Genomic DNA, 20005 nt, shown 5'->3' on the forward strand with positions numbered 1-20005 from the left:
CCTCCGAGCAGGGCGCACACCTCGTCACCCGGCTTGAAGTGCTCGACGTCCGAGCCGACCTCGGCCACCACGCCGGAGACCTCCAGGCCGGCGGCCGTCGAGCCGGTGAAGGCCACCTTGTCCACGCCGGGGTGGGAGATCAGGTGCTCGCCGACCTCACGGCCCGCGGGCACGATGTTGAGCACGCCCGCGGGGATGCCCGCCTCGAGCGCCCACTCGGCCAGCAGGTACGCGTCCAGCGGCGTCTCGGGCGCCGGCTTGAGCACGATGGCGCAGCCGGCCAGCAGCGCGGGCGCGACCTTGGTCATCGTGACGAACTGGGGCACGTTCCACGGCACCACGGCCGCCACGACGCCCACGGGCTCCCTGCGCACAGTGGTCGGGCCGAACAGCCCCGGCCGCTGCTCCTCCTGCTCGAACGTCCTGCCCAGCTCGGCGTAGTACTGCAGCATGCCCAGCGGCTGGGGGGCCTGGGCCAGGTTCGAGAACGTGATGGGCGAGCCCATCTCCTCGGTGATGAGCGCGGCCATCTCGCCCTGCCGCTCGTCGTAGATCGCGGCCAGCCGGCCGATCACCTCGGCCCGCTCGGCGAACGTCATCCGCGGCCACGGCCCGTGGTCGAACGCCTCCCTGGCGGCCGCGACCGCCCGGTCCATGTCCTCGGCCGTGCCGTCGGGCACCCGGCCGACGACCTCCTCGGTGTGCGGGGAGACCACTTCGATCGTTCCGGTGCCCGCTGGGGCCACCCATTCGCCCCCGATGAACAGCGTGTCGTGCTGGCGCATGTCGTGAGCCTCCTGCTTGACCGAATGCTTGCTTGCTTTCGGGATGCCTCAAGCCGACCGAACCATGTTCTGTGCGGACACGCAAGAGGGGTGCGGCCTGGCGTGCCGCACCCCTCCAGGGTCCTAGCCGAGCAGGTGCTTGAGTGACCGCTTCACCAGGTCGGCCCGCGTGGCCTGGCCGATCACGCTCTCAGCGCCGAATCCCAGGTAGACGGTGTCCTTGGTGACGATGCCGCCACCTTCCTCGAAGACCTGGTCGGTGCGGAACCAGTTGTTGATCGACGGCGAGGTGCCCTCGGGAGGCGCCCCGACGGTCCAGCCGCCCAGGTCCGACTCGAACGAGGTCTGCTCCGCCGTCGCGCCGTCCAGGGTGAGCGTGAAGTCGTCCAGGAAGACGCCCGCGCCCTGGGTGCCCCAGTCGCTGATGTAGGAGACGGACAGCTCGACCTTCTTGCCCGCGTACGGGGTCAGGTCGACCTTCCACTGCTGCCAGCCGCCCGAGTTGCCGGTGGCCGCGTGCCACGCGCCGGAGGTGCCGGTCGGCTCGCAGTTCGGGCCCTGGTAGCGCTGGGTGAACGGGTGGATCGCCCGCCAGCCCTCGCCGCCGCTGGGCGGATCGCAGCTGCTGCCGGTGTCCTGGGACGTGTGCCCGTTGGCGTCCGGCAGCGTGGTCCAGTCGTCGCCGCCCGCCGTGTGCGCCTCGACCGTCAGGAAGTCCCAGCCGCTCTCGGTGTCGTACGAGGTCCAGAACGACAGGTCGCCCGCGGTCTTCCCGGTCAGGTCGATCGTCTTGGTCAGCCGCTTCCAGGAGACGTCGGCGATGCCGCTGTAGACGTCCCAGGAGCCGGTGTGCGGGTCGAACGGGCCGCCCGGGCGTACCCACTTGACCTGCGCCGAGCTCGCGAACAGCGGGAACTGCTTCGCGGGCAGGATGGCCGAGGTGGCCACGAACGAGTTGGTGTGGCTGGGCTCGAGCGTGGCGTCGAAGCCCTCGAACGCGCCTCCCTGCCCCCGCAGCGCGAACGGCTGTCCGGTGCTCTGGTCGGTGCCCGCGTCGTCGAAGAACACGTACGCGCCGAGCCAGTACTGCTGGAAGTCGTTGAACACCTGGATGCACGGCGGGTCGTTCGGGACCGTGCACTCGGGTTGCGCCGGCTGGTCGGGCTGGTAGTAGTAGCTGCCGTTGGCGTTGGCCGCGTACGACGGGTACTTGCCGGCGTGCAGCAGCTTGCCGCCCTCGTTGAGGTAGTCGCGGACCGCCAGTTCGGTGTCCACGCCGCCCTTGGACGTGGTGCCCGCCACCTGGCCGGGCGATCTCGGGATGATGTCGTCGCCGGTCTCCCACACCACGGCCTTGTAGTGGCTGAGTACGCCGAGCGGGTGCGGGGCCTTGCGCCCCATCTTGTCCATGTCGTACACGTCCGAGGTGTAGCCGGCCGTCTGGAGCGCGGCGGCGTACTCGTCGGCGTACTTGGCCTCGGTCACGCCCTGTGCGGGGCTGAGGCCGGTGACGTCCTCGGTGGCCAGGACCAGCACCTTGCCGCCGATGTCGGTGGCGACCGTGTACGTGAAGTCGGCGCTCTTCCTGCCGATCGAGCTGAACCAGACCTTCACCTTGTCACCGGGCCTCGTGCCGGTGATCTTGCCGCGCAGCCGGTGGTAGTAGCGGTTGTAGCCCTTGCCGTAGCGCTCGCCGCCGTTCCACTCGGAGGTCAGGGCCGTCCTGGTACGGCCGCCGTTGACCTGGTAGTTCAGGAGGACCGGGCCGAGCTTGCGCTTGGCGTCGACCTGGACGACCTGGTCCCTGCCGTAGCTGACCTCGAACGGGTCGATCTCGAAGTCGGGGGTCGTGTTGCCCAGGTGGTTCACCGGCTCGACCGGGTTGACCGCGGACTTGGCCACGTCGAGCGCGAACGGCAGACCCTTCTCGAACTCGCCCTGCACCAGCGCCTCGTCGTCGGGGAAGACGAACCCGCAGCCGTCGCAGCCCTCGTCCAGTTCGGGTGTCCACGACAGCGTGCCGTACTGGCGGTGGGCATGGTCGTTGGTGTCGCCGTTGGTGGTGTACAGCTCGGCGCCGAGGTCGGGGTCGAACCCGGGGACCGCAGGCTTGGCGTCGTTGCCGGTGATGGCCTCGTAGATCGGGTTGTCGGCGGTCTCCGTGGCGATCTGGAAGCCGCTCGGGTAGAGCAGCAGCGGGCCGTAGGAGTGGTAGTTGAGCTGCATCTCGAACCCGATGCGCTTGAGCAGGCCGTCCATCGCCCTGGTCTCGGGCTCGCTGGCGGGCCCCGCGCCGCGGTAGGTCTCGCTGCTCGGGATGCTCGACGAGCCTTCCTCGTCGTAGTGGAAGTTCGTGGGGAAGTTCCGGTTCGGGTCGACGCCGTCGCCGATCGCGATCTTGCCGTCCCCGTCGTTGTCGCGCAGGTTCTTGCGCCACAGGCGGTTGCCCTCGGTGAACGTGAAGTCGTACCCGTCGGGGTTGGCCACCGGCACGAACCACAGCTCGGTCCTGTTGAGCAGGTCCTTGAGCGAGGCCTTGTTCGCGACCACGTACTTGAGCAGCCGCATGTCCACCTCAGTGGCGATCCACTCGCGGGCGTGCTGCGTGGCGGAGTAGAGCGTCGAGGGCTTGAGGCCGTCGGGCAGCAGCCGGGCGCCCGTGGTGACCTTGACGGCCAGGATGTCCTGGCCCTTCAGCGACTTGCCGATCGACTGGAGCTTGACGAGGTCCTTGTTGGCGTTCGCGATGGCCTTGAGCTGGTCGGCGATGCCGCCCGGCTCGGAGTACGACTTCCACACGGTGTAGCCGCCCGCCGCCTGAGCCTTGGCCGCCTCCAGCTGGGTCTGGCCCTGCGGGTTGCGTACGGGCTCGGGCTTGTGGCCGAGCTTGCGCAGCGCGGCCAGATCCGTCTGGGCCGCGGTCAGCTCGATGTGCTCCTTGCCGCCCTTGATCTCCTGCTGGACGACGTCGAAGCCCTTCTCCCTGAGCGCCTGGGCGGTGCCGGGCGGGCTGTCGAGCTGGTAGAGCTCGATGCGGTCGCGGGCCGGTAAGGGGTCCACGGACGCTTCCGCGGTCGTGGCCACGATGGACGTGCCTAAGCCGAGGATGACGGCGGTGGCGAGGGTCAATGATCGAGACACGGTCTGCCCCTTCGCAGAGACGAGTTCGATCGCCATCTCAGACCGTTGGAGCGCTCTATACAAGGCCCAATCTTTAGCTTCTCCTTAAATCCGACAAATCACTTTAAATCACCATAAAATTCGCCAAAGGTGCGGGAGTTCGGTCGTTCGCGTGACAGGGATCAAGATCATCTTCTATAGTTTCGGTCCGTCTATGAGGGAGGGGACGGGTGTGAGAATCTGGCGGGTCGCCGGTCTTGTCGCCGTCCTCGCCGGGCTGCTCGGACTCCCCGAGCCGACGCCCGCCGTGGCCGATCCCAGCCCGGCTGACCTGCGGAAGCTCACCAAACAGGCCGCGCAGCTCGAAAAGCGCTACCGCGGCCAGATCCAGAGCCTGGAGGAGATCAAGCTCCAGGTGAAGAAGGCCACCACCACCTCCGGCGCCCTGCAGGCCCAGCTCAAGGACGCGCAGGCGGACGTGCGGCGCATCGCGGAGACCGCGTACATGGTGGGGCCGGTCGACACCTTCCGGCTCATCGCTCCCGGCGTCGACCCGTACGCGATACTGGGTCAGGCGGCCAACATGACGTACATGGCTGACGAGCGCGCCAAGCGGGTCCAGAACGTCCAGAAGCTGATCGACAAGTCCAAAGAGGCGAAGATCGCCGCCAACGACAAGATCGAGAAGCTCGGCAAGGAGATCAAGAATCTGCAGAACAAGCAGCGCGACGTGGAGAAGCTGCTTGCCAAGTTCGGCTTCCAGCAGCCCGGCGGCTCGGAAGGGCTGACCCAGCGCATGATCTCGGTGCGCGCCGACATCATGCAGAACTTCCCCATGAAGTACGGCGTCGGCTGCCTGCGCCCCGGCGACCCCGGCGAGCACGGGAAGGGGCGGGCCTGCGACTTCATGATGTCGAGAGGCGGCACCAGGGCCTCCGGGGCCGACGAGGCCCGCGGTGACGCCCTGGCGGATTACCTGATCAAGAACGGCGCCCGGATCGGCGTCATGTACATCATCTGGAAGCAGCGGTACTACGACATCCGCTCAGGGGGCGGCTGGGATCCCATGTCGGACCGGGGCGGGATCACGGCCAACCACTACGACCACGTTCACGTCTCGGTGTTCTGAGCCTTCAGGAAGTCCCGCAGCCACCGGTACGACGCCTTCGGGGTGCGGAGCTGGGTCTCGAAGTCCACGCGTACGAGGCCGAAGCGCTGGTGGTAGCCCTCGGCCCACTCGAAGTTGTCCAGCAGGGACCAGACGAAGTAGCCCCGCACGTCCACACCTTCAGCCATGGCCCGGCGCATCGCGCCGATGTGGCCGTCCAGGAACTCGATGCGGGCGTCGTCCTCGACCGTGTCATCGGTGGAGCAGCCGTTCTCCGTGATGAGGATGGGCGGGAGCGCGGCGCCGTACCTCTTCTTGAGGCCGGTCAGGAGCTCGCGCAGGCCGTCGGGGACGACCGGCCAGCCGAACGCGGTGGTGGGGTGGCCGGTGATGCCCGCGTCCTGGAAGGGGAGTCCCTCGTCCGAGGGGGCCGCTATGCGGGTGGGGTTGTAGTAGTTGATGCCGAGGGCGTCCAGCGGGGTGGCGATGACGTCGAGGTCGCCGTCCTGGAGGAAGTCCAGGGTGGGGGTGTATGCCGACAGGTCCGGATATTTGCCGAGAAGTACGGGGTCGTTGAACAGGCGGTTGTGGAGGATGTCGTACGCGTCCGCCGCCTTGAGATCGGGCTCCTGCTGGGAGGCGGGCCAGACCGGGGTGCAGTTGTTGGTGATGGCGACCTGACGGGCGCCCGCGGCCCGCAGCGCCCGCGTGGCCAGCCCGTGGGCCAGGAGCTGGTGGTGGGCGGCCGGGAGCGCGTCCGTGAGGAGGGCCTGGCCCGGGGCGTGGATGCCCATGGCGTATCCGTAGGCCATGTGGACGAACGGCTCGTTCAGGGTGATCCAGAGAGGGACGCGGTCGGCCAGGCGGTCGGCGACCGCGGCGGCGTAGTGGGCAAACTTTTCCGAAATTTCCCGATTTAACCACCCGCCGCGATCTTGCAGTGCCTGCGGCAAATCCCAGTGGAACAGCGTCGGCACCGGCTGGATGCCACGCTCGAGCAGCGCGTCCACCAGGCGCTCGTAGAAGTCGAGCCCCTCCGCGTTGACGGGTCCGTCTCCTTGGGGCTGCACGCGCGGCCAGGCGATCGAGAACCGGTAGGCGTTCACTCCCAGACCGGACATGAGCTCGACGTCCTCGGGCCACCGGTGGTAGTGGTCGCAGGCCACGTCGCCGGTGTGCCCGTCCCGGGTGCGACCCGGCTCGTGGGCGAAGGTGTCCCAGATGGAGACGCCCCTGCCGTCCTCCTCGACGGCGCCCTCGATCTGGTACGCGGCCGTGGCCGTACCCCACAGGAACATCCCGGACTCCTCCCTGGCCTACGCTTTCGTGGCGAACTTTACCTTTGGCCATAGGTCAGGATGGGGTCATGACGAGTACCTTGCGCCGCCGTCCCGCCCAGCGCCGGAGCGCGGAGCGGGTGGAGCGGATGCTCGACGAGTGCGCGCTGCTGCTCGACGAGGTCGGCTACGAGGCGCTGACCACGAAAGAGGTGGCGCGCCGGGCCGAGGTCCCGATCGGCACGTTCTACCAGTTCTTCCCCGACAAGCAGGGGCTGGTGCGGGCCCTGGCGCGGCGCAACCTCGAGGCGTTCCTCGCCCGGATCACCGAACGCATCCCCCAGGCGGACCTCGGGCACTGGACGGACCTGGTGGACCTGGCCGTCGACGAGTTCGTCGACATGAAGCGCACCACGCCGGGGTTCGGGGTGATGGACTTCGGCGAGATCTTCCTCGCGCCCGGCGGGCCCTCGGTGGAGGGGAGCCGGCGGACGCTGGACGGGACGCTGGACAACAACATGGTGGTGGCCGAACGGCTGCGCTCCCTCAGCCGCGAGCTCCTGGGCGCCCCGGCGGGGCCGGGGCTGGACCGCGCGCTGCTGGTGGCGGTGGAGGCGTCGGACGCGGTGCTCAAGCTGGCGTTCCGCGTGGATTCCCGGGGCGACGCGCTGCTGATCGCCGAGTGCAAGCAACTCGTCCGCCGCTACCTGGCCGACCACCTCCCCTGACCCTCCACCGCCGGGTGCGGGTCAGGCGGCGGTGTTCAGGCGGGTGCGGAGTTCCGGGTCCAGCTTGAGCTCAGCGGCGCCGATGGCCTCCTCCAGCTGGGCCATCGTCGAGACGCCCACGATCGGCACGATGCCGTCCCCCATCAGCCACGCCAGCACCACCTGATTCGGAGTGGCGCCCAGTTCGCCGGCGACCTCGTGCAGGACCGCGAGCCGCCGGGTGGTCCCGGGGTGGTCGTAGATCGCGGGCATGGGCCGGTCAGGCCGCGTGTACGCGCCGAACATCAGCGTGTTGTACGCCCACAGCGTCATGTCCGGCTCGGCGGCCAGGTAGTCGAGGGTCTCGTCCGTGGCCAGCCGGTGCCCGCCTTCGGGCAGCTCGGTGTGGGGCCGGGGCCGCAGGTACGTATGACGGAGCTGGATGGCGGTGTAGGGCATCCAGCCGCGGACGGCCGACACGTTCCTGGCCCGTTCGAGTCGCCAGGTGGCGATGTTGCTCGCCCCCGCACTGCGGATCTTGCCCTGCTGGGCGAGCTCGTTCAGCGCCCCCAAGGTCTCGTCCAGCGGGACGAAACGGTCTTCGATGTGCGACCAGTACAGGTCGATGTGGTCCGTCCCCAACCGCTTCAGACTGCCCTCGGCGGCCATGGTCACGGCGGACGCGGACAGCCCCTCGGCCGAGTCCAGGGTCTTGTCACCGGGAACGGTGGGCCGGGCGCCGCCCTTCGTGCTGATGAAGATCTCGTCCCGGTTGCCGCGTGCGGCCAGCCACGCCCCGATGGCCAGCTCGCTCTCGTCGCCGGAGCAGCCCTCCACCCAGAACGGGTAGTTGTTGGCCGTGTCGAGCATCGTGCCCCCGGCTTCGTGGAACCGGTCCAGGATGGCGAAGGCGTCCCGCTGGTCGACGGTGGTGCCGAACGGAATGGTGCCGAGTGCGATGTTCATGGAGCCGACTGTGGAACCTCGAGTGCACTCCATGTCAAGACGTTGACCTGGAGTGCACTCCAGGTGGGATGCTGAAGACCGTGAGCGTGTATACACCTGCCGAAGTCGTCGAGGAGACCGGCTTCAGCCTCGACACCCTGCGTTACTACGAGAAGATCGGCCTGCTGGAGCGCGTCGGCCGCAACGCGGCCGGGCAGCGCAGGTTCAGTCAAGAGGAGGTCGGCTGGCTCGGCACGCTGCGGTGCCTGCGTGACACGGGCATGCCCATCCGCCAGATGCAGCGCTTCGCCGAGCTCGTACGCGCGGGAGATCACACGATCCCCGACCGGATCAAGCTCCTCGAGGAGCACGACCGGCAGGTCCGGGCGCAGATCGACAACCTCACCGAGCGGCAGAGCTACATCCACAACAAGATCTCCTACTACCGCAGCATCCTCTAGCCCCGCCTTTGCGTTCCGGCTGTTAAACCAAGATCCATGGCCGGATCGAGGGCGGAGCGGATCAACGAGCCGCTGCGTCGCGTCGCCAGGTGCTGCTCGGCGATGCTGTTCCTCGTGCTGGCGCACATAACGCTCATCCAGGCGTTCGGCTCGCGCGTGCTCAACTCCGACCGCAGGAACGAGCGGCCGCTGATCGCCAGGTTCGACCATCCGCGCGGCGACATCCTCACCTATGAAGGCACGCCGATCGCCACGAGCCGCCCGACCGGCGCCGGCCCGTACCGCTACCGGAGGTCCTACCGGGACGGCGAGCTGTACGCCGCCGTCACCGGGCACATGTCGCTCTACCGCTCCACCGGGATCGAGCAGGCGCGCGACGGCGTGCTGTCCGGGGAGGACGCCAAGGTCAAGGTGCGCTCGCTGGTCAGGGACGGTGTCGTGGAGGGGGCGGACGTCCGGCTGACGATCAGGGACCGGGTGCAGCGGGCCGCGTACGAGGGGCTCAAGGCGACGGGGCTGCCGGGGGCGGTGGTGGCCATCGACCCGGCGACCGGGGCGATCCTGGCGCTGGCCACCTATCCGACGTACGACCCGAACGCCCTCACCGCATTCGACCCGGCGCGGCTCTCCGAGACCGCGCGCCGGCTCGGGGAGGATCCGTCGCACCCCCTGCTGAACCGGGCGCTGAACCGGCTCTATCCGCCCGGGTCCACGTTCAAGCTGGTCACGGCCGCGGCGGCGCTGGCCTCCGGCGAGTACACCCCCTACGCGCTGGTGGACGCCCCCGTCCGGCTGCGGCTCCCCGGGTCCTCGACGTTCCTGGAGAACGCCGGTGGCGGCGGGTGCGGGGACGCCCGGCCGACGCTGACGTACGCGTTCCAGGTGTCCTGCAACACCGCGTTCGCCAACATCGGGCTCCAGCTCGGGCAGGACCTGCTCAGGGACCAGGCCGAGGCGTTCGGGTTCAACGCGCCGAGCCTGAGCGTCCCGCTGGCGGCGGACGCGAGCCGGTATCCGCTCGGCATGGACAGGTCCCAGACCGCCCTGTCGGCGATCGGGCACCACGACAGCCGGGTGACGCCGCTGATGGTCGCCATGCTGTCGGCGGCCGTGGCCAACGACGGGGTGCTGATGCGGCCGTACCTGGTGGAGGAGGTGCGGCTGCCGGACGGCTCGGTCGTCGACCGTGCCGCCCCCGCGGTCTACCGGCGGGCCGTGTCACCCGCGGTGGCGAAGAACCTGGTGGCCATGATGACGATGGCGCCGCACGCCGGGGCTTCCAGGGGGTCCGGAGTGGGAGCGCCAGGACTTCCCGCCTCGAAGGCCATCCCGTGGACGGACGATCACGCGGTCATCACCGCCTTCGCACCCGCGAACGCGCCCGAGGTGGCGGTGGGGGTCGTGCTGGAGCATCCGGGGCCGCGGGCCGACGCCGTGACCACGATCGTCCAGGACGTCATCGAGGCCGCAATGGAGTGAAATGTGCCCGCTGGCACTGACAGTTCTGCACGATTACGTCTGGGCGCATGCCGTAGTTGGTGACACACTCACAGTGATGCTGCGATCTGCTGACTTCAGCAACCTGCCGGCCGAGCCGAACGCGTTCGTGGGTCGGGAGTCCGACCTCGACGAGCTCGTCCATCTGATGCGCGTGTCGCGGGCCGTGACCCTGTGCGGCGCGGGAGGCATCGGGAAGACCCGGCTGGCCCTGCGGCTGGCCGACAGGATCGCCTCCGACCACCCGGGCGGCGTGTGGCTGATCGAGCTGGCCGACCTGGAGAAGGGCGAGCTGAGAGGTTACGTCGCCGCCGCGCTCGGCATCGTGGGCGACCTGGCCGAGACGATCGGCGGGCGGCGCGCGCTCCTGCTGCTCGACAACTGCGAGCCCGTGATCGGCGAGTGCGCGGAGCTCTGCCGTGACCTGCTCGGCGCCTGCCCCGGGCTCACCGTGCTAGCCACCAGCAGGGAGCCGCTGCGCGTGCCGGGCGAGACGGTGTGGCGGGTGCCGCCCCTGTCGGTGGAACTGCCGGTGGACGGGGAGGAGAGCGAGGCCGTGCGGCTGTTCGTGGCCAGGGCCGCCGCCGCCAGGCCCGACTTCACGCTGACCGACGAGACCCGGCCGCTGGTCGTGGAGCTGTGCCAGGCGCTCGACGGCCTGCCGCTGGCGATCGAGCTGGCCGCCGCCATGGTCAGGGTGGTGTCGGTCGGCCAGCTCGTCGAGCGGCTCGACGACCGGTTCAGGTTGCTGGCGGCTGGCGCGCGTACGGCCCCGGCCCGGCACCGTACGCTCAGGGCCGCCGTGGACTGGAGCTACCGGCTCCTCACCCCGCAGGAACGGCTGCTGCTGCGCCGCACGGCCGCCTTCCGCTCCTCATGGACGCTCGACCTGGCCGAAGCCGTCTGCTCGGGCCCGGGGCTGGCCGAGGAGGACGTGCTGCTCAGGCTCTGCGACCTGGTGGACAAGTCGCTGGTCGCCCTGGACGGGGAGATCGCCGGCCAGGCCCGTTACCGGCTGCTGGAGACCGTACGCGACTACGCGCTGGAGCAGCTCGCCGAGTCCGGAGAGGAGGCCGAGCTGCGGCAGAGGCACCTGACGGCGCTGGCCGTGATGGCGGCCCGGTTCAAGGAGGCGATCGCGCCGGGCGCGCGCACGTCGTGGCCGGTGATCGAGCGGTACGTGAACCTCTTCGACGCGCTCAAGGCCGAGCTCGGCTCGGCCTGCGACTGGTCGATCGCCAACGGGCAGCCGGAGACCGGGCTCGGCCTGCTGACCGACCTCCGTTACCTGCTGGTCGGCAGCGGCAGGAAGCTCGACGTGACAGAGCGGCTCGATCGCCTGCTGGCGCTCGGCGCCCCGCAGGTGCGGCGGGAGCTGCTCGGCCAGGCCACGATCCTGCGCGGCGAGCTGGCGCTGGCGGCGGGCGATCTGGAGCCGGCCACGAGGTGCACACGTGCGGGCCTCGACCTGTGCAGATCGGTCAAGGACGGGTACGGCGAGGCCATCGGCCTGATCGTGCTGGCCCAGCTCACCGGTCAGCCCGACACCCTGTCCCGCGTGCTGGAGCACGCCGAGCAGTCAGGCGACCTGGTTCTGGAGTCGCTGGCCCAGGGCACCAAGGCGCAGATCGGCCTGCACCACGGCCGCCTGCACGAGGCACAGCGCGCGTTCGAGGAGGTCCTGGCGATCACCGAGGACCTCGACAACCACGTCGGCCAGGCATTCGCCCACATCGGGCTCGCCCAGGTGGCCAGGCGCTCGGGCGACTCCGCGGCGGCCAAGCGGCACTACGAGTCAGGGCTGCGGCTGCTGCGGCACGTGGACGCCAGGCAGCAGATCGTGAGCTGCCTGGCCGGGCTCGGCAAGGTGGCGCTCGACGAGGGCGACCTGGTGGAGGCCAGGGCCAGGCTCACCGAGGCGCTGGTGCTCAGCCGCGACGCGGGGCTGCGTTCCGGCATCGCCAGGAGGCTGGAGGAATGGGCGGTCCTGGTCAGCGCCGAGGGCGATCTCCGGCGCGCGGTCCTGCTGGCCGCCGCCTCGGTGGCGCTGCGCAGCCGGCCGTCGGACGCGCGTACCGAGGACGTGCTGCGCCCCGCGCGGGCGGAGCTCGGCGAGGCCGTGGTCGGCATGCTGTGGGCCGAGGGCACGGGCATGACCGCCGAACAGGCCGTGGCGTGCGCCCTCGACGGCGCGCTGCCCGAGCGGCCCCCCACGCCGGTCATATCGGTCCACCAGGACAGCCGGCTCACGGCAAGGGAACGCGAGATCGCCGAGCTGATCGCCAGAGGGCTCAGCAATCGGGCCATAGCCGACGAACTCGTCATCAGCCCCGCGACAGCCGCCCGCCACGTGGCCAACATCCTGTCCAAGCTGGGCTTCTCCACACGTACACAGATCGCCGCATGGGTCATCGAGAGCCGCTGACCCGTGCACCTCTCTACACATCACGGTGCAGGGCCGGTTACATCCTCTAATGGCGATGTCAGCGCATGTGCTGCCGCCTTCTGCACACCTAACGTTGCTAAGTGTGATCGGCCACTCGGGGAGTGGCCGATCGATCGCGGACGTCACGCGTCCGCACGGGGCTGGGCCTCCTCGGAGGGGTGGGGGCCCGGCTCCGGGCGCGTGACTGCGGGCTCGAGTCGCGCAGGGCTCGGGCCCGCCCCGCTGGAATGCACATCGGCCTACATACATCGGTGGATGCTGGTCCCGCCGCTCAGCCGTACGTTGGCGGGCATGAAGCCCACCGCCTCGACCACCGGCACCGTGATCCACGAGGTGTTCCGCCAGGCCTACGAGCGCGGCGAGCGGCCGGCGCTCGTCGACCTGCGCGGCGGCCACGTCTACGGCTACCGGCGGCTGGTGACCGAGGTGACCAGGGCGGCCTCCGGGCTCGTACGCAGGGGCGCGCGGCGCGACCAGGTGGTGGGCGTGCTCGTCTCGACGGCCGGCGCCCAGACGCTGGCCGTGCACACCGTGCTGGCCGCGGGCGGGGTGGCGGCGCCGATCGACCCCTCGCTCGGCGCCGGCGAGATGGCCGCCCGGCTGCGCGAGTGCGACGCCCGCACCCTGATCACCACTCCCGACCTGGCGGAGACGGCGGTCCGGGCGGCCGACGAGTCCCGGGTGCGGCAGGTCATCTCGCTGGGCGCGGCGCTCGACACGATCGACTTCCGCGGGCTGCTCACTTTGGAGCCCACCGCGCTGCCCGTGCTCGACGCCAAGCGCCAGGACGCGCTGCTGACGGCGGACGGCCGCCGGATGTCCCACGCCGACCTGCTGACCAGGATGGCCGAGCTCGACCTCCCCGTACGCCTGGCCGAGCCCGACGTCGTGCTCACCACCTGGCTGCCCGACGGAGGCGGCGACCTCGTCGCCCTGGTCGGGCTCGGCATGTCCAGGGGCGCGCTGGTGGTCGCCGCGGGCGGCGGCGACGTGCCCGGCACCAGCTACGACTTCAGCGTCACGGTGGTGACGAGCCCGGAGGGCACGCTGGAGCGCATCCGCTGACCATGCGGAGCCTGCGGTCAGACGGTGGCCACGTGGGCCAGCGGCTCGCCACGCACATAGCGGGCCACGTCCGCGGCCACGATCGAGGCCGCGTTCATGGCCGTCTGCTTGCTGGCCCCGGCCAGGTGCGGAGTCATGATCAGGTTGGGGGTCGTGAGCAGGCGCGAGCCGGGCGGGATGGGCTCCTCGGGGAAGACGTCCATCGCGGCGCCGAACAGGTGACCCGAGTCCAGCGCGTCGCACACGGCGTCGTAGTCGAGCAGCGCGCCCCTGGCGCAGTTGACCAGGACCGAGCCGGGGGGCATGGCGGCGATCTGCGCCGCGCCGATCATGCCGATGGTCTCGGGGGTGGCGCGGGCGTGCAGGGAGACGAAGTGGGAGCGGCGGAGCAGCTCGTCCAGCTCCACCTTGCCCGGCACGTCCACGTACGGGTCGTAGACGAGCACGTCGGCGCCGAAGCCCTCGAGCATGCGGGCCACGCGGCGGCCGATGGCGCCGTAGCCGACCAGGCCGACCGTGTTGCCGTCCAGCTCGGGGCCGACGTTGTCGTACATGTAGTAGTCGCCCCGCCACACGCCGCCCGCCAGGTCGTTGTGCGTCTGGGGGATCCTGCGGGTGGCGGCGAGCAGCATGGCCAGGGTGTGCTCGGCGGTGGCCACCGCGTTGCGGCCGGGCGCGAACGTCACCGCCACGCCCGCCGCCTTGGCCGCCTCCAGGTTGGCGTTCACGGGGCCGCCCCGGCTCACGCAGAACAGCCGCAGGTCGGGGGAGGCGTCCAGGACGCGCTTGGTCAAGGGGGCCATCTGGGTCACGCAGACCTCGACGCCGCGCAGCGCCTCGATCAGCTCGTCCTCCACGTCCGACGCCTCGTCCACCTCGCCCACCCGGCCGAACGGCTCGACCGGCCACGGCAGCGTCAGCTCACGGACGTCCACCTCGCCGGGGACCTCGCGCCTGAGCGCGTCGATGAGCAGGCTGTTACGGACGAAGTGGTCGCCTGCGGCAAGGACTCGGATGGTCAACGAACGGCTCCAATCGGGGAGTTGTACTGCAGCAGCGCGGCGCGCCGCCCAGCGCGAAGGCGCAGCTCGGTGAGGGCGCAGTTGTCCAGGCGGGGGAAGAGCCGCCGGTACTCACCCAGTGGCACGCCGATCAGGCGGCACAGGGAGAGCCTGATGGCGGTGGTGTGCGCGACCACCAGGACGCGTTCGTCGGCGTGGGCGGCGGCGATGTCGTTCAGCGCGGCGACGAACCGGTCGGCGGCCTGGTGCGGGTCCTCGCCGCCGGGCAGCGGGTGCTCGGCGGGGTCCGACTCGAACGCGGCCCGCGCCTCGGGGAACCGGGCCGCCATCTCGGCGGAGGTCAGGCCCTCGCCCTCGCCGAAGTCCAGCTCGCGCAGCCGGGCGTCGGTCTGGAGGGCGACGCCGGCCTTGGCCGCGCCGGCGGCGGCCGTGATCTGGGCCCGGCTGAGGGTGGAGGCCCACACGGCGGACAGGCCCGCCTGACCGGCCCACTCGGCGAGCTGGGCGGCCTGGGCGTGGCCGCGCGGGGTCAGCTCGATGTCGCTGATTCCGGCGTAGCGGTTCTCGGCGTGCCAGACGGTCTCGCCGTGGCGGACGAGGACGAGGTCGGTCATCGGTCGGTCCTCTCGCGCGCGTGTTCGGCGGCGGCCGAGTCGAGCCAGCCGCGCCGCTCCAGTTCCGTGACGAAGCGCAGGTACGCCTCGGTGAGGTCGGCTCCCGACGGGTCGACGACCGCGCGGGTCCTGATCATCCCGGTGGAGTCGCCGGACGCCAGGACGGCCATGCCCAGGGCGGGCTCGGCGTTCTCCCGCAGCGTCACGGGACGTCCCAGGACGTCCGCCCGGAGCTGCGTCCAGTACGCGCTGCGGGTGGCGCCGCCGGTCAGGATGATCTCACCGTCCACGGGGGCGCCGAGCAGGTCGAGGTAGTCGAAGCAGAGGCGCTCGACGAAGGCCGCCCCGAGCAGGATCGCCGCGTAGCGCTCGACGTCGTCGGCCGGGCTCCCGAGGGTGAACCCCTCGGCCTCCGGAGCGTCGAACGGGAAGCGCTCACCACGTGACACCAGCGGATACGTGACGCTCGCGGGCGGTCTGGAGCGCGCGGCCGCCTGGGCGCTCAGGGCGTCGAGGTCACGGCCGGGCAGGTCGCGCGTCAGGACACCCGCGCCGGTGCTCGACGCGCCCCCGGGCAGCCACGAGCCGTCCGGCGCGCGGTGCGAGTAGACGACGCCGAGCGGGTCGTGGATCAGCTCCTTCGTCACGCCCTTGAGCACCAGCGTCGTGCCCAGCACCGAGTTCCAGCTGCCGACCCGGTCGGCGCCCGCGCCGAGCTGGGCCGCGCACCCGTCCGTGGTCCCGGCGATCACGGGCGTGCCCGCGGGGATGCCGGTCTCCTGTGCGGCCTCGGCGCAGACCACGCCGAGCCGGGTGCCGGGCCGTACGACCTCGGGGAGGATCCGCGAGGGCACTCCCAGCGCGTCCATCACCTCGAGGGGCCAGCGCTCCTCGATGAGATCGACGCCGGTCTTCAGCGCGTTGCTCAGGTCCGTGGCCACCTCGTGCCCGACCAGCCGCCGGTTGACGAAGTCGCTCTGGTGGGCGAGCCGGGCCCCTTCTGGCGCGTCCCCGAGCAGCCAGAGGAGCTTCGGCAGCGCCCAGTTGGGCTGCATGCGCCGGTAGCCCAGCCGCTCCCAGACGGCCGCGCCCACCTCGTTGGCGCGCCCGGCGTCGGCGCGCCGGTCGTCGTACATCAGCGCGGGCGTCAGAGCCCTGCCGGAGGGGTCTGTGAGCAGGATCGTTCCAGAGGTCGCGTCGACGGCCACGCCGGCCACCTCCGACGCGGGCACGTACCGCAGCGCCTCGCGGGCGGCGACGGACAGCTCGCGCCACCACTGCTCGGGGTCCTGCTCGTGTCGGGGCCCGTCGCGGTGGCTGGTCAGCGCCCTGCTGGCCGTCCCGACCACCTGTCCGTCGCCGGTCACGGCCATGACCCGTACGCTCTGCGTCCCGAGATCGACGCCGATCCACACGCTCATGCGCCCTCCTTCGTCGGTCGCATGAACGTCAAACGGCTGCGTCTGATTGTTCGCTCGCTGCGCTCGCTCATCTACGGCCCCTCATCTCGGCGAGCAGCGGCCAGGAGGCCGCGTTCGTGCCGCGCAGCGTCAGGAAGTCGTCGAACAGCCGCGTGTACAGCGCCTGGCGGGCGGGGGAGGGCTCGACCGCGTCGCGCATGCGTACGTGCTTCGAGGCCGCCGCGGCGATGGACGGAGCGGCGCCGGTGGCGGCCAGCCCCACCAGGTACGCGCCCCGCGCGCCCACCTCGGAGTCGGCCGGGCGGCGCACGGGCAGCCCGGTGATGTCGGAGATCAGCTGGAGCCAGACGGTGCTGTTCGAGCCGCCGCCGCACACGCGCAGCTCCGTCGGCTCGGCGCCGGTGGCGGCCAGGCAGTCGCGGATGACCATCGTCAGCCCTTCGAGCGTCGCCCGCGCCACGTCCTCGCGGCCGTGCTCGAACGACATGCCCAGCAGCGAGCCCCTGGCCAGCGGGTCGGAGAACGGTGCCCGCTCGCCGGCGGGCGACAGGTACGGCAGGAGCGTCAGCCCGCGCGCGCCCGGCCGGCTCAGCAGCGCGAGGTCGCCCAGCTCGGCCGGCCCGTGCAGGCCCAGCATGCGGCACGCCCACTGCACCACTTCCGTGCCCGCGAACGTGGGGAAGGCCCGCAGGTAGCCGCCGGAGATCGCGATCGTGATCCCGATCGGCTCGCCCTCCAGGTCGGCGGAGTCGACGATGACCTCGGTGCACAGCGTGGTGCCGAGGATGCCGCACGCCTGACCGGCCCGCACGGAGCCCGCGCCCAGTGCCGTGGCGGCGATGTCGTACGGGGCCATCGCGACCGGCGTCCCGGCGGGGAGGCCGAGCGCCGAGGCGGCCTCCCGGGTCAGCTCGGCGACGTGGCCGGCGCGGATCGGGGGCAGCAGCCGCTCGGCCCACTCCAGGCCGAACATGGCGAGCAGCGCGGGGGAGTACGCACGCGCCCGCAGGTCCATGAACGGCGCTGACGCGTCGGACTCGTCGGCCACCAGCTCCCCGGTCAGCTTCGCGAAGATCCAGCCGCCGCAGGTCAGCATGGCGCTCGACCGGTCGAGCCGTTCGGGATCGTTCGCGCGCAGCCAGGTCAGGATCGCGTGCGGCAGCCCCGAGGCGGCCGACGAGCCGTTCAGGCGGAAGGCCTCGGCCGCGACCCCGGAGCGGGTCCAGGCGTCCACGGTCGAGGCGGCCCTGGCGTCGTTCCACAGGATGGCGGGCCCGGTCGGCTCGCCGTTCGCGTCGACCAGCCAGCAGCCGTCGCCCTGCGCCGTCACGGCCACGAAGTCGACCTCGTCCACCTGGGCGGCCACCTCGCGCACGGTGGCGGCGACCGCCTCCCAGACGGCGCCCATGTCCTGCTCGGCATGGCCGGGCGCGGGCCTGGAGACCGTGGTCTCTCTCCGGGCGACGAACGCCTCCGCGCCCTCGGCGTCGTACCCGACCGCCTTGATGACCGTGGTCCCGGCGTCCACGCAGATGATCGCCATCAGGCCCTGCCGTGAGAGGTCCTCGACCGCCGCGACACGGAGTCGACGATCACCGCGAGCAGCAGCACCGCGCCGGTGACCACGAACCTGATCGAGGAGTCGAGGTTGAGCAGGGTCAGGCCGCTGGAGATCGACTGGATCACGATGATGCCGAGCAGCGCGCCGAACGCGGTGCCGCGCCCGCCGAACAGGCTCGTCCCGCCGATCACGGCCGCCGCGATGGCGTTGAGGTTGACGTCGCCCGTGCCGCTGGACTGGTTGGCCGCCGCGAGCCTGGCCGCGGCCAGGATGCCGCCGACCGCCGCGAACGTGGAGCAGAGCACGAACACCGAGGTGTAGATGGCCTTGACGTTGATGCCGGCCCGGCGGGCGGCCTCCACGTTGCCGCCCACGGCGTAGACGGCCCTGCCCCACTTCGTCCGCGACAGCAGGTAGTGCATGATCAGCACGAGCGCCACGAAGAAGACGAACATCCAGCCCACGCCGCGGGTCTGGCCCAGGTACCAGACCACGAACGCCAGCACCACCAGCAGCGCCACGCTCCTGACGGCCAGCACCGACACGCTCTTGGCCGACAGGCCGGCCTTGCGCCGCTGCTGCGCGTGCAGGTACCCGCTGGCGAACAGCCACACGGCCGCGATGACCGCGAACGTGTACGACAGCCAGGCCGGCACGAAGTCGAGCTGCGCGAAGTTCACCAGACCCGAGTCGAACGGCAGGTTGATCGAGCCCTTGGTGCCCAGGACGTACAGCTGGAGTCCGAGGAAGGCCAGCAGGCCGGCCAGCGTGATCACGAAGCTCGGCACGCCGAACCTGTTGAACAGCTGCCCGTACACCCAGCCGACGACCGCACCCATGATCACCGCGGCCGCGATGGCCAGCCAGACCGGCAGCCCCTGGCCCACGAACAGCACCGCGAGCACCGCGCCCGACAGTCCGCTGACCGAGCCGACGGACAGGTCGATCTGGCCCACGAGCAGCACGCACACGATGCCGAGCGCGATGATGCCGACGGCGGCGGACTCCAGCGTGAGGTTCACCAGGTTCGCGCTGGACAGGAAGATCGGGTTCAGGACCTGCAGCACCGTCCAGATGACCACGAGCCCGACCACGACGGGGATGACGCCGAGGTCGCCGCCTCGGGCGCGATCGAGCACGTCGGCGAGCGCGCCGCGCAGCCCGGCGCGGTCCTGGAGCCGCTCGTCCTGGCGGTCTGTCGTCAAAGTGCTCACGACTGAGCTCCCTTCTGCGCCCGCCGGGACACCGCGTTGTCGGTGGCGCCGGTGATGGCGGCGATGATGTCCTCGGTGGAGACCTCGTCCACGGCGAACACCCCGTTGTTGCGGCCCAGGCGCAGCACCGCGACGGTGTCGGCGACGGCCTTCACGTCCGCCATGTTGTGGCTGATCATGATGACGCCCAGGCCGTTCTCACGCAGCCGTTCGACCAGGTTGAGCACCTCGGCCGTCTGGGCCACGCCGAGCGCGGCGGTGGGCTCGTCGAGGATGATGATCTTCGGGTCGCCGAGCAGCGACCTGGCGATGGCCACCGTCTGCCGCTGGCCGCCCGACAGCGCCGCGACCGGCACCCGCACGCTCGGGATCTTGGCGGAGAGCTGGCGGAGCAGCTCCCACGAGCGAGTCTCCATGGCCACGTCGTTGAGACGCAGCGGGCGGATCTCCTGGCCGAGGAACAGGTTCTGGATCACGTTGAGGTTCTCGCAGAGCGCCAGGTCCTGGAAGACCGTGGCGATGCCGAGCTTGTGCGCGGCGGACGGCGTGGGGATCTCGACCTCGTTCCCCTCGAACGTGATCGTGCCCGCGTCCGGCGGGTGCACGCCGGACAGGATCTTGACCAGCGTCGACTTGCCCGCGCCGTTGTCGCCCACGACGGCGACGACCTGGCCGGCCGCGACGTCGAGTTCGATGTCGGTGAGCGCGGCCACCGCGCCGAAGGTCTTGCTGATCCCGCGCAGGGACAGGACGGTCATCGGC

General features: G+C 70.9%; 16 protein-coding genes. 6 read left to right on the top strand and 10 right to left on the bottom strand.

From position 1 onward, the window contains the following. Together AB0J64_RS39910 and AB0J64_RS39915 are read right to left on the bottom strand one after the other, a co-directional pair. Positions 1-785, bottom strand: a 785-nt coding sequence (locus AB0J64_RS39910; RefSeq protein WP_364039550.1) for an aldehyde dehydrogenase family protein, incomplete at its 3' end; no start/stop codon positions are given. A gap of 123 nt (positions 786-908) precedes the next feature. Next, positions 909-3926: a M14 family zinc carboxypeptidase gene (locus tag AB0J64_RS39915; protein WP_364039553.1), complete on the bottom strand. Its 3018-nt coding sequence runs from the start codon at positions 3924-3926 to the stop codon at positions 909-911. A gap of 211 nt (positions 3927-4137) precedes the next feature. On the opposite strand from AB0J64_RS39915, the gene AB0J64_RS39920 reads away from it, so the two are divergent. Then, complete coding sequence (locus AB0J64_RS39920) at positions 4138-5034, top strand: hypothetical protein (protein WP_364039556.1); 897 nt, start codon at positions 4138-4140, stop codon at positions 5032-5034. Here the strand turns inward: AB0J64_RS39920 and AB0J64_RS39925 are convergent. Further along, positions 5016-6311, bottom strand: coding sequence for a GH1 family beta-glucosidase (locus AB0J64_RS39925; RefSeq protein WP_364039559.1), 1296 nt, complete (start codon positions 6309-6311; stop codon positions 5016-5018). The genes AB0J64_RS39920 and AB0J64_RS39925 overlap by 19 nt on opposite strands. A 68-nt stretch (positions 6312-6379) precedes the next feature. Between AB0J64_RS39925 and AB0J64_RS39930 the strand changes: the two genes are divergently transcribed. Further along, entirely contained in the window at positions 6380-7018 is a 639-nt protein-coding gene (locus tag AB0J64_RS39930) for a TetR family transcriptional regulator (protein ID WP_364039562.1), read from the top strand. 21 nt (positions 7019-7039) lie between these two features. On the opposite strand, the gene AB0J64_RS39935 is transcribed toward AB0J64_RS39930, so the two are convergent. Beyond that, positions 7040-7963 carry an aldo/keto reductase gene (locus AB0J64_RS39935; protein ID WP_364039565.1) on the bottom strand — a complete coding sequence of 308 codons (924 nt, stop codon included), beginning with the start codon at positions 7961-7963 and terminating at the stop codon, positions 7040-7042. An 80-nt stretch (positions 7964-8043) separates the two neighbouring features. Here AB0J64_RS39935 and AB0J64_RS39940 point away from each other — a divergent pair, with 80 nt between their 5' ends. From AB0J64_RS39940 to AB0J64_RS39955, 4 genes are all read left to right on the top strand, one after another. Continuing rightward, positions 8044-8403: a MerR family transcriptional regulator gene (locus tag AB0J64_RS39940; protein ID WP_364039568.1), complete on the top strand. Its 360-nt coding sequence runs from the start codon at positions 8044-8046 to the stop codon at positions 8401-8403. A gap of 36 nt (positions 8404-8439) precedes the next feature. Further along, entirely contained in the window at positions 8440-9882 is a 1443-nt protein-coding gene (locus AB0J64_RS39945) for a penicillin-binding transpeptidase domain-containing protein (RefSeq protein WP_364039571.1), read from the top strand. Between the two features lie 76 nt (positions 9883-9958). Beyond that, positions 9959-12325, top strand: coding sequence for a LuxR C-terminal-related transcriptional regulator (locus AB0J64_RS39950; protein ID WP_364039574.1), 2367 nt, complete (start codon positions 9959-9961; stop codon positions 12323-12325). Between the two features lie 312 nt (positions 12326-12637). Then, positions 12638-13411 carry an AMP-binding protein gene (locus AB0J64_RS39955; RefSeq protein ID WP_364039577.1) on the top strand — a complete coding sequence of 258 codons (774 nt, stop codon included), beginning with the start codon at positions 12638-12640 and terminating at the stop codon, positions 13409-13411. Between the two features lie 17 nt (positions 13412-13428). On the opposite strand, the gene AB0J64_RS39960 is transcribed toward AB0J64_RS39955, so the two are convergent. From AB0J64_RS39960 to AB0J64_RS39985, 6 genes are all read right to left on the bottom strand, one after another. Next, the gene (locus AB0J64_RS39960; protein WP_344991348.1) at positions 13429-14433 is read right to left on the bottom strand and encodes a 2-hydroxyacid dehydrogenase; all 1005 of its coding nucleotides are present in this window, start codon (positions 14431-14433) and stop codon (positions 13429-13431) included. Beyond that, entirely contained in the window at positions 14430-15047 is a 618-nt protein-coding gene (locus AB0J64_RS39965; protein WP_364039580.1) for a histidine phosphatase family protein, read from the bottom strand. Before AB0J64_RS39965 ends, AB0J64_RS39960 begins: the two co-directional genes overlap by 4 nt. Continuing rightward, on the bottom strand, positions 15044-16468 hold the full coding sequence (locus AB0J64_RS39970) for an FGGY family carbohydrate kinase (protein WP_364039583.1): 1425 nt from the start codon (positions 16466-16468) through the stop codon (positions 15044-15046). The genes AB0J64_RS39965 and AB0J64_RS39970 overlap by 4 nt, the downstream gene beginning before the upstream one ends. Before the next feature lie 67 nt (positions 16469-16535). After that, a complete protein-coding gene (locus AB0J64_RS39975; protein WP_364039586.1) occupies positions 16536-18011 on the bottom strand; it encodes an FGGY-family carbohydrate kinase in 1476 nt (491 codons plus the stop codon). Then, on the bottom strand, positions 18011-19243 hold the full coding sequence (locus tag AB0J64_RS39980) for a sugar ABC transporter permease (RefSeq protein ID WP_364039589.1): 1233 nt from the start codon (positions 19241-19243) through the stop codon (positions 18011-18013). The genes AB0J64_RS39975 and AB0J64_RS39980 overlap by 1 nt, the downstream gene beginning before the upstream one ends. Continuing rightward, a complete protein-coding gene (locus AB0J64_RS39985) occupies positions 19240-20001 on the bottom strand; it encodes an ATP-binding cassette domain-containing protein (RefSeq protein ID WP_364039592.1) in 762 nt (253 codons plus the stop codon). The genes AB0J64_RS39980 and AB0J64_RS39985 overlap by 4 nt, the downstream gene beginning before the upstream one ends. Positions 20002-20005 lie beyond the last annotated feature (4 nt).

It is taken from the genome of Nonomuraea sp. NPDC049695 (assembly GCF_040674955.1).
In the GTDB taxonomy this organism is placed as follows: domain Bacteria; phylum Actinomycetota; class Actinomycetes; order Streptosporangiales; family Streptosporangiaceae; genus Nonomuraea; species Nonomuraea helvata.